General features: G+C 61.7%; 15 protein-coding genes. 6 read left to right on the top strand and 9 right to left on the bottom strand.

The genetic code is table 11. From position 1 onward, the window contains the following. Nucleotides 1-17: 17 nt before the first annotated feature. Nucleotides 18-890, bottom strand: a complete 873-nt coding sequence (gene rsmI / locus E8E91_RS02095; RefSeq protein WP_280374399.1) for a 16S rRNA (cytidine(1402)-2'-O)-methyltransferase — start codon at nt 888-890, stop codon at nt 18-20. Nucleotides 891-1,010: 120 nt separating this feature from the next. Here rsmI and E8E91_RS02100 point away from each other — a divergent pair, with 120 nt between their 5' ends. From E8E91_RS02100 to E8E91_RS02115, 4 genes are read left to right on the top strand one after another with little or no spacing between them, the layout of a single operon-like run. Beyond that, on the top strand, nt 1,011-2,822 hold the full coding sequence (locus tag E8E91_RS02100) for a penicillin-binding protein activator (RefSeq protein ID WP_280374400.1): 1,812 nt from the start codon (nt 1,011-1,013) through the stop codon (nt 2,820-2,822). After that, nucleotides 2,819-3,187, top strand: a complete 369-nt coding sequence (locus tag E8E91_RS02105) for a YraN family protein (protein WP_280374401.1) — start codon at nt 2,819-2,821, stop codon at nt 3,185-3,187. The genes E8E91_RS02100 and E8E91_RS02105 overlap by 4 nt, the downstream gene beginning before the upstream one ends. Nucleotides 3,188-3,215: 28 nt before the next feature. Further along, nucleotides 3,216-3,809, top strand: coding sequence for a phosphoheptose isomerase (locus tag E8E91_RS02110; protein WP_077526499.1), 594 nt, complete (start codon nt 3,216-3,218; stop codon nt 3,807-3,809). After that, complete coding sequence (locus E8E91_RS02115; protein ID WP_280374402.1) at nt 3,806-4,336, top strand: BON domain-containing protein; 531 nt, start codon at nt 3,806-3,808, stop codon at nt 4,334-4,336. Before E8E91_RS02110 ends, E8E91_RS02115 begins: the two co-directional genes overlap by 4 nt. A 46-nt stretch (nt 4,337-4,382) precedes the next feature. Here the strand turns inward: E8E91_RS02115 and E8E91_RS02120 are convergent, their stop codons facing one another. From E8E91_RS02120 to rplM, 7 genes are all read right to left on the bottom strand, one after another. Next, nucleotides 4,383-4,811 (bottom strand): ClpXP protease specificity-enhancing factor, encoded by a 429-nt coding sequence (locus E8E91_RS02120; RefSeq protein WP_280367170.1) that lies wholly within the window; start codon nt 4,809-4,811, stop codon nt 4,383-4,385. 10 nt (nt 4,812-4,821) lie between these two features. Then, nucleotides 4,822-5,439 (bottom strand): glutathione S-transferase N-terminal domain-containing protein, encoded by a 618-nt coding sequence (locus E8E91_RS02125; RefSeq protein ID WP_280374403.1) that lies wholly within the window; start codon nt 5,437-5,439, stop codon nt 4,822-4,824. Between the two features lie 87 nt (nt 5,440-5,526). Then, entirely contained in the window at nt 5,527-6,309 is a 783-nt protein-coding gene (locus E8E91_RS02130) for a cytochrome c1 (RefSeq protein WP_280367166.1), read from the bottom strand. Then, nucleotides 6,309-7,520, bottom strand: a complete 1,212-nt coding sequence (locus E8E91_RS02135; protein ID WP_280367164.1) for a cytochrome bc complex cytochrome b subunit — start codon at nt 7,518-7,520, stop codon at nt 6,309-6,311. The genes E8E91_RS02130 and E8E91_RS02135 overlap by 1 nt, the downstream gene beginning before the upstream one ends. After that, nucleotides 7,520-8,113: a ubiquinol-cytochrome c reductase iron-sulfur subunit gene (gene petA, locus E8E91_RS02140; RefSeq protein ID WP_151131975.1), complete on the bottom strand. Its 594-nt coding sequence runs from the start codon at nt 8,111-8,113 to the stop codon at nt 7,520-7,522. Before petA ends, E8E91_RS02135 begins: the two co-directional genes overlap by 1 nt. A gap of 254 nt (nt 8,114-8,367) precedes the next feature. Continuing rightward, nucleotides 8,368-8,760 carry a 30S ribosomal protein S9 gene (rpsI, locus tag E8E91_RS02145; RefSeq protein ID WP_003448478.1) on the bottom strand — a complete coding sequence of 131 codons (393 nt, stop codon included), beginning with the start codon at nt 8,758-8,760 and terminating at the stop codon, nt 8,368-8,370. A 15-nt stretch (nt 8,761-8,775) separates the two neighbouring features. Beyond that, on the bottom strand, nt 8,776-9,204 hold the full coding sequence (gene rplM, locus E8E91_RS02150; protein WP_016490991.1) for a 50S ribosomal protein L13: 429 nt from the start codon (nt 9,202-9,204) through the stop codon (nt 8,776-8,778). Between the two features lie 276 nt (nt 9,205-9,480). On the opposite strand from rplM, the gene E8E91_RS02155 reads away from it, so the two are divergent. Continuing rightward, nucleotides 9,481-10,518 (top strand): NADP(H)-dependent aldo-keto reductase, encoded by a 1,038-nt coding sequence (locus tag E8E91_RS02155; protein ID WP_280374404.1) that lies wholly within the window; start codon nt 9,481-9,483, stop codon nt 10,516-10,518. A gap of 48 nt (nt 10,519-10,566) precedes the next feature. Here E8E91_RS02155 and E8E91_RS02160 read toward each other — a convergent pair whose 3' ends face one another. Then, on the bottom strand, nt 10,567-11,706 hold the full coding sequence (locus tag E8E91_RS02160; protein ID WP_280374405.1) for an acyl-CoA dehydrogenase family protein: 1,140 nt from the start codon (nt 11,704-11,706) through the stop codon (nt 10,567-10,569). Nucleotides 11,707-11,957: 251 nt separating this feature from the next. On the opposite strand from E8E91_RS02160, the gene E8E91_RS02165 reads away from it, so the two are divergent. Further along, complete coding sequence (locus tag E8E91_RS02165) at nt 11,958-12,857, top strand: GlxA family transcriptional regulator (protein WP_280374438.1); 900 nt, start codon at nt 11,958-11,960, stop codon at nt 12,855-12,857. The last annotated feature ends 58 nt before the right edge of the window (nt 12,858-12,915 follow it).

The following is a 12,915-nucleotide window of genomic DNA, read 5'->3' on the forward strand; positions in this document are numbered from 1 at the left end:
CGCCTCCGAGAACAAGCTCAGGAATCAGCCTGTCGCTCCAGAGCCGCCTGATAGAGCAGATTCTTGCGCACACCGGTGATCTCCGCCGCCAGCGCGGCAGCCCGCTTGACCGGCATTTCAGCCAGCAGCAGATCCAGCACCCGCAGGACTTCGGCACTCAGCGCGCCCTCACCTTCCGGAGCCTGCCAGCCGCCCACCAACACTACGCACTCCCCCCGTTGCTGGTTGGAGTCAGCCGCCACCCAGCCGCACAGTTCATCCAGCGGCGCGCCCTTCAGAGTCTCGAAAGTCTTCGTCAGCTCACGCGCCAGCACTGCAGGACGATCACCACCGAAGACGCTGCGCATATCCTCCAGCGACTCCAGAATCCGGTGGGGTGCCTCATAGAAGATGAGGGTGCGCGGTTCCTCCCTCATTTCTTCCAGCCGCCCGCGACGCGCATTGGCCTTGGCCGGAAGGAAACCTTCGAAGATGAACCGATCCGACGGTAATCCGGCCGACGACAGGGCGGCGATCAGGGCGCAGGCACCGGGCACCGGCACCACCGCGACGCCAGCGGCACGCGCCTGGCGCACCAGGTGAAAGCCCGGATCTGAAATCAACGGCGTACCCGCGTCGGAAATCAGCGCCACGTCTTCTCCGGCCTGCAGGCGCGCGAGAAAGCGGCCACCCTGGTCGCGCTCATTGTGCTCATGGCAGGCCGCCAGAGGAGTTTCGATTCCGAAGTGCTGCAGGAGGCGCGCAGAGTGACGGGTATCCTCGGCGGCGATCAGAGCAACCTCCCGCAGCACCCGCAAAGCTCGGGCAGTGATGTCGTCGAGATTGCCGATTGGCGTTGCGACTACGTAAAGCGTGCCGGAGGCGTTGCCGCTGGCGGAGGAAAGAGTCACAAGGCACCTCGGAAAAGACTGAAAGCGCGCATTGTATCCCGATTCACCGGCCCGACATCGCGCCTCAACCGGTGCTTGGGTACAATCGCGTCTTTCTTTAACGAGTATCGGGATCGATAAATGATCGCTTGCCTGCGTCCGCTCTCCGCCCTATGCCTCGCTGGCCTGCTGGCTGCCTGCTCCAGCTCGCCCTCGTCCAGCCTTGGCGAATTGCCCCGCACCCCCGAGGCCAGCATCGAGCAACTGCTACAGCAGGCTAGCGAGGCCAAGCCGGAACAGGCCGTGCTGCTGCGTCTTTCTGCCGCCGACCTCGCCTACAAACAGCAGGACGTTGGCCGATCCGCTCGAATCCTTGAGCAGATTCCGATGGAAAGCCTGAAGCCCGCTCAGCAGATATTCGCCAGCACCCTGGCCGCTGAATTGGCCATGGCCCGCAACCAGCCGAAGAGCGCCCTCAAGGCCCTGAGCCACCCCAGCCTCGAGCACCTGGCCGAGCTGCCCGTCGACCAGCAGGTGCGCACCCAGCTCGTCCGCGCCCGCGCCCTGGAGGCCGATGGCCAGACCCTCGCCGCCGCACGCGAGCGTGTGTTCATTGCCCCCCTATTGAGTGGCGAAGCTGCCAGCAACAACCACGAAGCCATCTGGGCACTGGTTTCCAGCCTGCCGCTGGACCAGCTGCAAGGTGGCGCCGACAAGGATCTGGCCGGCTGGCTGGAGCTCGCGCGACTGACCAAGACGTCTTCCACCCTCGAACAGCAGCAGGCCGCTATCGACAACTGGCGTGCACAGAACCCGGACCACCCGGCCGCCAAGCAGCTGCCGCAGGCCCTGACCAAGCTGAAGGAAATCGCCGGCCAGCCGCTGACCAAGATTGCCCTGCTGCTGCCCCAGGAAGGCCAACTTGCCTCGGTATCCCGCGCACTGCGTGACGGTTTCCTCGCCGCCCACTACCAGGCCCAGCAATCCGGTCAGCCGCAACCAGCCATCGAGCTGTATGACAGCTCCAAGCTGACCTCCATCGACGACTTCTACCGCCAGGCCCAGGCCGACGGAGTGCAACTGGTGGTCGGTCCGCTGGAGAAGCCGCTGGTCAAGCAACTCAGCTCCCGCGAACAACTGCCCATCACCACCCTGGCCCTGAACTACAGCGACTCCGGCCAGGAAGGTCCTGCCCAACTCTTCCAGTTCGGCCTCGCCGCCGAAGACGAAGCACGCGAAGTGGCTCGTCGCGCCTGGGCTGACGGCATGCGCAGCGCCGTGGCACTCGTTCCTCGTGGCGAGTGGGGCGACCGTGTACTGCGCGCCTTCCAGCAAAGCTGGCAAGCTGAAGGCGGCCGACTGATCGCTGCCGAGCATGTCGATCAGCCTGTCGCACTGGCCCAGCAGATCGCCGATCTCTTCCAGCTCCGCCAGAGCGAAGCCCGCGCCAAGCGCCTGCAGGGAACCCTGGGAGTTCCGGTGGCCGCCCAGCCGGCACGCCGCCAGGACGTCGACTTCATCTTCCTCGCCGCTACCCCGCAGCAGGCCCAGCAGATCAAGCCGACCCTGGCCTTCCAGTACGCAGGCGATGTACCGGTCTACGCCACCTCCCACCTCTATTCCGCGAGCAACGACCCGGCCCAGTACCAGGACCTGAACGGCATTCGCTTCTGCGAGACCCCGTGGCTGCTGAATGGCGATGATCCGCTGCGCCAGCAGGTAGGCAGCCAATGGCCCCAGGCTGGCGGAAGCCTCGGCCGCCTCTACGCAATGGGCGCTGACGCCTATCGCCTGGCACCGCGCCTGACGCAACTGAAGGCCCTGCCGGAAACAAAGGTTGATGGCCTTTCCGGTCGCCTGACCCTCAACCCCGCTCGTCGAGTCGAGCGCCAGCTGCCCTGGGCCGAGTTCCGCGACGGCCAGGTCCAGCGCCTGCAAGACAGCGACTCTTGATCGATCGACGAGTCCGCGGGCAAGCGGCAGAAGCCGCTGCCCGCGCCCACCTGGAAGCAAATGGGCTTCGTCTGTTGTCCCAGAACTGGCTGTGCCGGCGGGGCGAGCTCGATCTGGTCATGCTCGACGGCGATACAGTAGTATTCGCCGAAGTCCGCTACCGGCGTCATGCCGGATGGGGCGGCGCACTCGAGAGCGTCGATGCCCGCAAGCGCGAAAAACTGGCATACGCCGCCCAGCAGTTCCTCCAGCAGGAATCCCGCTGGGCAAAACACCCTTGTAGATTTGATGTGATTGCCGTCGATGCAATGGACGGTGATTCGCCCCCGCGACTGACTTGGCTGAAGAACGCCTTCGACACCTGATCGGTCGCCCCACTGAAGGTCTTACCCGATGGACATGCAACCCCGTATCCGCCAACTCTTCCAAGCCAGCATCGACACCAAGCTGCAGGCCATGGAAGTGCTGGCCCCGCACATCGAGCACGGCAGCATGGTGATGGTCCACGCGCTGCTCAATGAGGGCAAGATCCTGTCCTGCGGCAACGGCGGCTCGGCCGGCGATGCCCAGCACTTTTCCTCGGAACTGCTCAATCGCTTCGAACGCGAGCGCCCGAGCCTGCCGGCCATTGCCCTGACCACCGACAGCTCGACCATCACCTCCATCGCCAACGATTACAGCTACAACGAAGTCTTTTCCAAGCAGATCCGCGCGCTCGGCCAACCTGGTGACGTCCTCCTGGCCATCTCCACCAGCGGCAACTCGGCCAACGTGATCCAGGCCATCCAGGCCGCCCACGACCGCGAGATGGTCGTCGTCGCCCTGACCGGGCGTGATGGCGGCGGCATGGCCTCCCTGCTTCTTCCGGAGGACGTGGAAATTCGTGTGCCGTCCAAGATCACCGCACGAATCCAGGAAGTGCACCTGCTGTCCATCCATTGCCTCTGCGACCTGATCGACCGCCAACTGTTTGGGAGTGAAGAATGATCCGTTCCCCACTGATACTCGCCGGCCTGGCCCTTTGCCTCGCGCTCTCCGGCTGCGGTGGCCGCACCATCGGCAAGACCATCGATGACCAGTCCACACCATCGAAAGTACGCGCCAAAGTCGAAGCGGCCAGCCCTGATCTGAAGACCAACTCGCACATCGTCGTATCCAGCTACAACGGCGTCGTCCTGCTTGCCGGCCAGACGCCGCGCGCCGACCTCAAGGAACTGGCCGGTCAGGCCGCCCAGTCCGCTCAGGGTGTTCGTCGTGTGCACAACGAGCTGCAAGTGCTGCCGCCCTCCTCCACCCTGGCGCGCATGAACGACAGCACCATCACCACCAAGATCACTACCCAGCTACTGGCCGACAGCAAGGTCCCCAGCTCGCAGATCAAAGTCATCACCGAGAACGGCATCGTCTATCTGCTGGGTCTGGTTACCCGCCAGGAAGCGCAGCTGGCCACCAGCATTGTCCAGAGCGTCTCTGGGGTACAGAAGATCGTCCGACTCTTCGAATACACCAACTGACCTTACGGCAGGCATGAAAAAGGCGATCCGGGGATCGCCTTTTTTATTACTTGACCACTTTCAGGCTGGGCCGGCCGCTGGGTCGCGAAGGCTCGCCACCCGAGCCCGACGGCTCGTCACCGGAAGGCCCATCGCCATCTGGCTCCGGATCATCACCAGGCAGCGGCGGCTCAAGATCGAACACCATGCCCTGGCCATTCTCACGGGCGTAGATGGCCATGACCGCAGCCGAAGGAATGTAGAGGCTATGGGCAACACCACCAAAACGCCCTTCGAAGCTCACCGCTTCGTTATCCATGTGGAGATGGCGCACCGCGCTCGGTGAAACATTGAGCACGATCTGGCCATCGTTGGCGTAACCGGGCGGAACCCGCACGCCGGCGTGCTCGGCATTGACCAATAGGTGCGGGGTGCAATCGTTGTCGACAATCCACTCATACAACGCGCGGACCAGATAGGGACGACTGGAATTCATCTAGGTCTCCTTAGCGCATTTCGCGCTCGACGGCGGACAGACTGGCCTGGAAGGAGTCACGGGCAAACGCCCGCTCCATGTAATCCAGGAGAGGCTTGGCCGGCCGCGGCAATTCGATGCCCAGTACGGGAAGGCGCCAGAGAATCGGCAGCAGGCAGCAATCCACCAGGCTGAAATCTTCGCTCAGAAAGAAGGGCTTGTCCGCAAAGAGTGGCGACACGCCAGTCAGGCTTTCACGAAGCTCCTTGCGCGCCAGCGCCTTGTCGGCGTCCTTGCTGCGCGGATCGAGAATGCGGTCCACCAGCGAGCACCAGTCGCGCTGCACGCGATGGATGAGCAGGCGGGTATTGGCACGAGCCACCGGATACACCGGCAGCAGCGGCGGATGGGGATATCGCTCTTCGAGATACTCCATCACTACCGTGGATTCATAGAGAGCCAGATCGCGATCCACCAAGGTCGGAACGCTGCCATAGGGGTTCACCTCGGCCAGCTTGGGTGGGCAACGGCCCGGCTCGACATTGATGATCTCGGCGGCGACCCCCTTCTCGGCGAGCACAATGCGCACGCGATGGGAGTAGTGGTCGGCAGGGTCGGAATAACAGGCCAGCCTATTGGTGACGGCCATTGCGCCCTCCTCACTCGAATTATTCAGGGGCAGAAAGACGCGCGCGCCCTATAAGGGCGCGCGCTTTGACAACGGTACAGCGGCGTATCAGTGAACGTCCTTCCAGTACTCACGCTTGAGCAGGTAGGCGAACACGAAGAAGAACGCCAGGTACAGCAGGACATAGGTACCGATGCGCTGGCTTTCCAGCTTGACCGGGTTGGCCGAGTAGGCGAGGAAGGTCACCAGGTTCTGGACCTTCTCGTCGAACTCAGCTTCGGTCAGCTTGCCGGTCTTCGGCAGCACGGTCAGCTGGTCGCAGGCCTCATGGGTCAGCGGTGCACCAGTCAGCGGATCGAACTGCTTCTTGCCGTCCTCAACCACTTGAACCTGCTTGCAACCAACGACCTGACGGCCCTGCAGGCTGACCAGTACGTTCGGCATGCCCACGTTCGGGAAGACCTTGTTGTTCACGCCCCACGGACGTGCAGGATCTTCATAGAAGGAACGCAGGTAGCTGTACAGCCAGTCGGTGCCACGTACGCGGGCAACCAGGGTCAGGTCCGGCGGCGCTGCACCGAACCATACCTTGGCGTCCTGCGGCTGCATGCCGATCTTCATGTGGTCGCCGATCTTGGCGCCAGTGAGGACCAGGTTCTGCAGCATCAGCTCTTCCGAAATGCCCAGATCCTTGGCTACGCGCTCGTAACGCTGGAACTTGGCACTGTGGCAGCCCATGCAGTAGTTCGCGAAGGTACGCGCGCCGTCCTGCATGGCAGCCTTGTCGGTCAGGTCGATGTCGACCTTGTCCAGATGTACATCATGACCGCCAGCAGCAAAGGAAAGAGCCGGCAGAGCAGCAAATACAAATGCAGCAAATAGCTTTTTCATCAGCCTGTCACCCTTTCCGGTACCGGTTTGGTTTTTTCCATCCTTGTGTAGAACGGCATCAGGATGAAGTACGCGAAGTACAGGGTGGTGCACACCTGGGACAGCAGGGTACGACCCGGAGTCGGAGCCAGAACACCCAGTACGCCGAGGATGACGAAGGAAATGCAGAACACCAGCAGCCAGATTTTGCTCAGCCAGCCCTTGTAACGCATGGACTTCACAGGGCTGCGGTCCAGCCACGGCAGCACGAACAGCACGGCGATGGCAGCACCCATGGCGATTACGCCGAGGAGCTTGTCCGGTACCGCACGGAGGATCGCGTAGAACGGAGTGAAGTACCAAACCGGCGCGATGTGCTCAGGAGTCTTGAACGGGTTGGCCTGTTCAAAGTTCGGCTTCTCGAGGAAGTAACCACCCATTTCCGGGAAGAAGAACACCACGAAGCAGAACACGAAGAGGAACACCACTACGCCGACGATGTCTTTCACGGAGTAGTAGGGGTGGAACGCGATACCGTCGAGCGGAATGCCGTTCTCGTCCTTCTTCTTCTTGATGTCAACGCCGTCCGGGTTGTTCGAACCCACTTCGTGCAGCGCCAGGATATGCAGCACGACCAGACCGAGCAGGACGATCGGCAGGGCGATCACGTGCAGGGCGAAGAAGCGGTTCAGGGTAATACCGGAGATCAGGTAGTCACCGCGGATCCACTGGGTCAGGTCATCACCCACAACCGGGATGGCACCGAACAGCGAGATGATCACCTGGGCACCCCAGTAGGACATCTGGCCCCAGGGCAGCAGGTAGCCCATGAAGGCCTCGGCCATCAGGGCGAGGTAGATCAGCATGCCGAAGATCCACACCAGTTCACGCGGCTTCTGGTAGGAACCGTAAAGCAGGCCGCGGAACATGTGCAGGTAGACAACGATGAAGAACGCCGATGCACCGGTGGAGTGCAGGTAGCGGATGATCCAGCCGTACTCCACGTCGCGCATGATGTACTCGACGGACGCAAAGGCTTCTTCTGCGGACGGAGTGAAGCTCATGGTCAGCCAGATACCGGTGAGGATCTGGTTGACTAGTACCAGCAGTGCCAGCGAACCGAAGAAATAGAAGAAGTTGAAGTTCTTCGGCGCGTAGTACTTGCTCAGATGGTCTTCCCACATCTTGGTCGCGGGGAAGCGCGCATCGACCCATTCCATGAATTTGCTCATCAGGCCTTCTCCTGGTCCACACCGACGACGATGACGTCATCCGTCTCATACGAGTACGGCGGCACCGGCAGGTTGATCGGCGCGGGTTGCGCCTTGTAGACACGGCCGGCGAGGTCATAGCGGGAGCCATGGCAGGGGCAGAAGTAGCCACCAACCCACTCGGCACCCAGGTCAGCCGGGGCGACTTCCGGGCGGAAGGACGGCGAGCAGCCCAGGTGGGTGCAGATGCCGACCAGTACCAGAATTTCCGGCTTGATCGAGCGGCTGACCGGATCCACGTAGGTCGGCTGCACCGAAGCCTTGGACTCCGGGTCGGCCATGCGGTCGTGGATCTTCGGCAGGTTAGCCAGGATTTCCTCGGTACGACGCACGATGAACACCGGCTGACCACGCCATTCGGCAATGATCTGCTGGCCTGCTTCGACCTTGCTTATATTCACCTTGACCGGTGCACCCGCGGCCTTGGCCTTGGCACTGGGCAGCCATGACCCCACGAACGGGACCGCAGCCCCCACCGCTCCCGCAGCACCGACCACGGACGTGGCCGCTACGAGGAAGCGACGCCGGCCTGCATTCACGCCGTCATTGCTCATTCAGTCGTCTCCCATCAGCTTCTGTGGCCTGTTGTTCAGGCCTCTACTAAGTAAAAAATCGAGCCGCGCAAAAAATTCGCCAAATGGTAAAGAAAACCCCCTTTGCTGACAAGGTAATAGCCGGATACAAATGACCCGAAAGCCTTGATTGGCGGGGGATCCGCGCGTGCGACAAGCTGTCGCAGGACGTAATTCTTTGCGCATAAAAAAACGCCCAGCTCCGAAGAAACTGGGCGTTTTTTGCAAGCGTCGGATTAACGCTTGGAGTACTGCGGACGCTTACGCGCTTTACGCAGACCGACTTTCTTACGTTCAACTTCGCGAGCATCGCGAGTTACGTAGCCGGCCTTACGCAGCGGGCTGCGCAGGGTCTCGTCGTATTCGATCAGGGCGCGGGTGATGCCGTGGCGGATAGCACCGGCCTGACCGCTTACACCACCGCCAACGACGGTAACGTAGATATCGAACTTCTCGACGGTCTCGGTCAGCTCCAGGGGCTGACGCACGACCATGCGAGCGGTTTCGCGGCCGAAGAAGGTATCCAGGCTGCGGTTGTTGATGGAGATCTTGCCAGTGCCCGGACGCAGGAAGACGCGAGCGGTAGCAGTCTTACGACGGCCGGTGCCGTAATTTTGAGTCGCCGACATAATGAACTTATCCCGTTAAATCTTCAGTTCTTGGGGCTGCTGAGCGGTGTGCGGGTGAACAGCACCCTTGTACACCTTCAGCTTGCGATACATGTCGCGGCCCAGCGGATTCTTCGGCAGCATGCCTTTTACCGCGGTCTCGATCACGCGCTCAGGGGCCTTGGCAATCAGCTTCTCGAAGTTGATTTCCTTGATGCCACCCGGGAAGCCGGAGTGCGAGTAGTACATCTTGTCGGTGGTCTTGGCACCGGTAACACGAACCTGCTCGGCATTGATCACGACGATGTAGTCGCCGGTGTCAACGTGAGGGGTGTATTCGGGCTTGTGCTTGCCACGCAGACGGCTGGCAATTTCGGTGGCCAGACGACCCAGGGTCTGACCTGCAGCGTCGACGACGTACCAGTCGCGCTTAACAGTTTCCGGTTTTGCAGTAAAAGTCTTCATTCGCTATAGCCTCAGGGGCCGCCCTGAAAATAAGACGGCGGATCTTACTGAATAGTGCTCGCCCTGACAAGTCAGGGACAGCCGGAAACAGACGCTATCGGGGGCTCGGGTCAGCGCGTCCGCTACGGCAAAAGGTTTTTCGGCGGGCTAGGCATCCCCACCTTCAATCTTCGCAGGCTAGGCATCCCCGCAAAGAAAGCCGCGGAATTATGCCGATTGCAGGAAAAATTTCAACCTGATTTCATGCGTTCTTTATCGAAGACGCAGGAGGCAGCGATGGAATACCGCCAACTTGGCCGCACTGATCTCAAGGTCAGCAGCCTTTGCCTGGGGACGATGACCTGGGGCGAGCAGAACACCGAGACCGAAGCCTTTGCCCAGATCGAGCGTGCCAAGGCCTACGGCATCAACTTCATGGATACCGCCGAGATGTATCCGGTGCCGCCACGCGCCGAAACCTACAGCGCCACCGAAACCATCATCGGCAACTGGTTCGCCAGGCGCCGTGACCGCGCCGACTGGATCCTGGCGAGCAAGGTCGCCGGCCCCGGCAACGGCATCAGCCACATCCGCGGCGGCAACCTGAAGCACAACCGCCAGCACATCACCGCCGCCCTGGATGCCAGCCTCAAGCGCCTGCAGACCGACTGGATCGACCTCTACCAGCTGCACTGGCCCGAGCGCAGCACCAACTTCTTCGGCCAGCTCGGCTATCAGCACAAGGACGAAGCATTCACTCCGCTGCAGGAAACCCTCGAAGTACTCGGCGAACAGGTGAAAGCCGGCAAGATCCGCCACATCGGCCTGTCCAACGAAACGCCCTGGGGAACGATGAAGTTCCTCCAACTGGCCGAGCAACTCGGTCTGCCCCGCGCCGTGTCCATCCAGAACCCTTACAACCTGCTCAACCGCAGCTTCGAGGTGGGCCTGGCCGAAGTGGCGATGCGCGAGCAGTGTGGCTTGTTGGCCTATTCGCCCATGGCCTTCGGCATGCTCTCCGGCAAGTATGAGGACGGCGCCCGCCCGGCCAACGCCCGGATTACCCTGTTCAGCCGTTTCACCCGCTACACCAACCCACAATCCCAGTCCGCCTGCTCGCGCTATGTCCAACTGGCTCGCGAACATGGCCTGGACCCGGCGCAGATGGCTCTGGCCTTCGTGACTGCGCAACCTTTCGTGACCAGCAACATCATCGGGGCCACCTCCCTGGAGCAGCTGGAAGCGAACCTGCGCAGTACCGAGCTGACGCTTTCGGAAGACGTGTTGGAAGGCATCGCCGCCATCCACAAGGACCAGCCGAACCCGGCTCCGTAAAAACGCAGAAGCCCGGCAATTGCCGGGCTTCTCGCATCCGCCGGAGGCTCAGACCAGGGAGCGGGCGATGATCTCCTTCATGATTTCGTTTGTGCCGGCATAGATCCGCTGCACGCGCGCATCTGCCCAGGCCCGCGCCACCGCGTACTCCCACATGAAGCCGTAGCCACCGTGCAGTTGCACGCACTCGTCCAGCACCTTGCACTGCAGGTCGGTACCCCAGTACTTGAGCATTGCCGCAGTGGGCACATCCAGCTTGCCTTGCAGGTGCAGCTCCAGGCACCGATCAACGAAGACACGGCCAATCTGGATCTCGGTAGCCATTTCCGCCAGCTTGAAGCGGGTGTTCTGGAATTCGGCGACTGACTTGCCGAACGCCTTGCGCTCGCGGGTGTAATCCAGGGTCCAGTTCAGCGCCGCCTCGGCCGAGGCCAACGCGCCGATGCCGACCGTCAGGCGCTCCTGGGGCAACTCTTGCATCAGATAGGCGAATCCCATGCCCGCCTGGCCCAGCAGATTCTCCTTCGGCACGCGAACATCCTGGAAGAACAGCTCGGAGGTGTCCTGGGCCTTCATGCCCACTTTTTCTAGACGTTTGCCCTTGGCGAAGCCCGGCGTGCCCGCTTCCACCAGGAACAGGCTGGTGCCCTTGGCGCCCGCCTTGGGATCGGTCTTGGCCACCACAATCACCAGATCGGCCAGGAAACCGTTGGTGATGAAGGTCTTGGAGCCATTGATGACGTACTCGTCGCCGTCCAGCACAGCGGTGGTCTTCACGCCCTGGAGGTCGGAACCGGCGCCCGGCTCGGTCATGGCGATGGCCGTCACCAGCTCGCCGCTGACCAGCTTGGGCAGGTATTTCAGCTTCTGCGCCCCGGAACCGTAGTGAAGGATGTAGGGCGCAACGATGTCTGAGTGTAGGGAAAAGCCGATGCCGGTCAGGCCCAGGCGGCCGATCTCCTCGATCACCACCGCGCTGTAGAGGAAGTCAGCGCCCATGCCGCCGTACTCCTCCGGGATATGCGAGCAGAGCATTCCGGCCTCGCCAGCTTTGTTCCACAGGGTCCGGTCGATATGGCCGTCCTTCTCCCACTGGTGGTGATAGGGCACCGCCTCCTGCTCGAGGAACTTACGCACGCTATCGCGGAAGAGTTCGTGATCGGAGCTGAACAGGGTTCTCGGGATCATGGCATCACCTTGGAATGAAACTGCTTGTCGTGTGGGGTTCGGAGGCCACCGACTCTAGGCCAGTCCCCTGCCCCGCCATACTGGACACATAGGACAAAAAATAAGACGATCCAGCCGCAGAATGACCGCTTTCCCCTAATAAGAACAACACCATGAGCATTACGCAGTCTCCCAACCTTCGACAGGTCAGCATCCTGGCCATCGACGGTGTCTTCGCCTCCACCCTGATGCAGGCCAAGGACTTCTTCCACATGGCCAGCCTGCGCTTCGGCAAGCTGCAGGGCAAAGGTTTTACCCCCGCCTTCCAGACCCGCCTGGTCAGCCCTGATGGCCAGCCGGTGACCAGTTTCAGCGAGGTACGCATCCCGGTGGACGGGGCGCTGGATGAAGCGGACATCATCGTCATCCCGACCTTCTGGGGTGACTTCGACGCCCTGCTCGCCCGCTACCCAAGCGTCTGCGAGTGGTTGCGCGAACGCCACGCTGCCGGCAGTGCCATCTGCGGCGAAGCGTACGGGGTGTTCTGGATGGCCCAGGCCGGCCTGCTGGACGGCAAGGAAGCAACCACCTACTGGCGCTTCTTCGGCGAATTCGCCGAACGCTTCCCCAAGGTTCTGCTGAACCAGGACAAGCACCTTTCCGATGCCGACAACCTCTACTGCGCCGGCGGCGTCACCTCGGCCTGCGACCTCTATATCTACCTGATCGAGCGCTTCTGCGGCGCGGGTATCGCCCAGGCCGTGGCCCGCGACATCCTCTATGAAGTGCAGCGCAGCTACACGCCGGGCCGCATCGGCTTCGGCGGACAGAAACTGCACCACGACATGACCATCCTGCAGATCCAGCATTGGCTGGAAGACCACTTCGCCGACAAGTTCCGCTTCGAGGATGTAGCGCGGGAACACGGCATGAGCATTCGCAATTTCATGCGGCGATTCCAGGCAGCCACCGGCGACAAACCACTGCACTACCTGCAGCGGTTACGCATCGAAACGGCGAAAGGGCTGCTCTCGGCTACGCGCAAGAGCATCAAGACCATCAGTTACGAAGTGGGCTACGACGACGCCAGCTTTTTCGCCCGACTGTTTCGGCAGCACACCCAGCTCTCACCTAATCAGTACCGCCGCCAGTACCAGCAGAAAGGCGAGTGAAACTGCTGCGCTCGGCCATGCCGTGTTGGAAACAGCCTCAGAATGCTCATTTACAGCT

It is taken from the genome of Pseudomonas sp. BN515 (assembly GCF_029873155.1).
In the GTDB taxonomy this organism is placed as follows: Bacteria; Pseudomonadota; Gammaproteobacteria; order Pseudomonadales; family Pseudomonadaceae; genus Metapseudomonas.

Bases quoted from the DNA above. Each gene is read 5' to 3' on its own strand.
- E8E91_RS02100 (WP_280374400.1), top strand. From the start codon at position 1,011: ATGATCGCTTGCCTGCGTCCGCTCTCCGCCCTATGCCTCGCTGGCCTG.
- E8E91_RS02110 (WP_077526499.1), top strand. From the start codon at position 3,216: ATGGACATGCAACCCCGTATCCGCCAACTCTTCCAAGCCAGCATCGAC.
- E8E91_RS02115 (WP_280374402.1), top strand. From the start codon at position 3,806: ATGATCCGTTCCCCACTGATACTCGCCGGCCTGGCCCTTTGCCTCGCG.
- E8E91_RS02120 (WP_280367170.1), bottom strand. From the start codon at position 4,811: ATGAATTCCAGTCGTCCCTATCTGGTCCGCGCGTTGTATGAGTGGATT.
- E8E91_RS02125 (WP_280374403.1), bottom strand. From the start codon at position 5,439: ATGGCCGTCACCAATAGGCTGGCCTGTTATTCCGACCCTGCCGACCAC.
- E8E91_RS02130 (WP_280367166.1), bottom strand. From the start codon at position 6,309: ATGAAAAAGCTATTTGCTGCATTTGTATTTGCTGCTCTGCCGGCTCTT.
- E8E91_RS02135 (WP_280367164.1), bottom strand. From the start codon at position 7,520: ATGAGCAAATTCATGGAATGGGTCGATGCGCGCTTCCCCGCGACCAAG.
- petA (WP_151131975.1), bottom strand. From the start codon at position 8,113: ATGAGCAATGACGGCGTGAATGCAGGCCGGCGTCGCTTCCTCGTAGCG.
- rpsI (WP_003448478.1), bottom strand. From the start codon at position 8,760: ATGTCGGCGACTCAAAATTACGGCACCGGCCGTCGTAAGACTGCTACC.
- rplM (WP_016490991.1), bottom strand. From the start codon at position 9,204: ATGAAGACTTTTACTGCAAAACCGGAAACTGTTAAGCGCGACTGGTAC.
- E8E91_RS02155 (WP_280374404.1), top strand. From the start codon at position 9,481: ATGGAATACCGCCAACTTGGCCGCACTGATCTCAAGGTCAGCAGCCTT.
- E8E91_RS02160 (WP_280374405.1), bottom strand. From the start codon at position 11,706: ATGATCCCGAGAACCCTGTTCAGCTCCGATCACGAACTCTTCCGCGAT.
- E8E91_RS02165 (WP_280374438.1), top strand. From the start codon at position 11,958: ATGGCCAGCCTGCGCTTCGGCAAGCTGCAGGGCAAAGGTTTTACCCCC.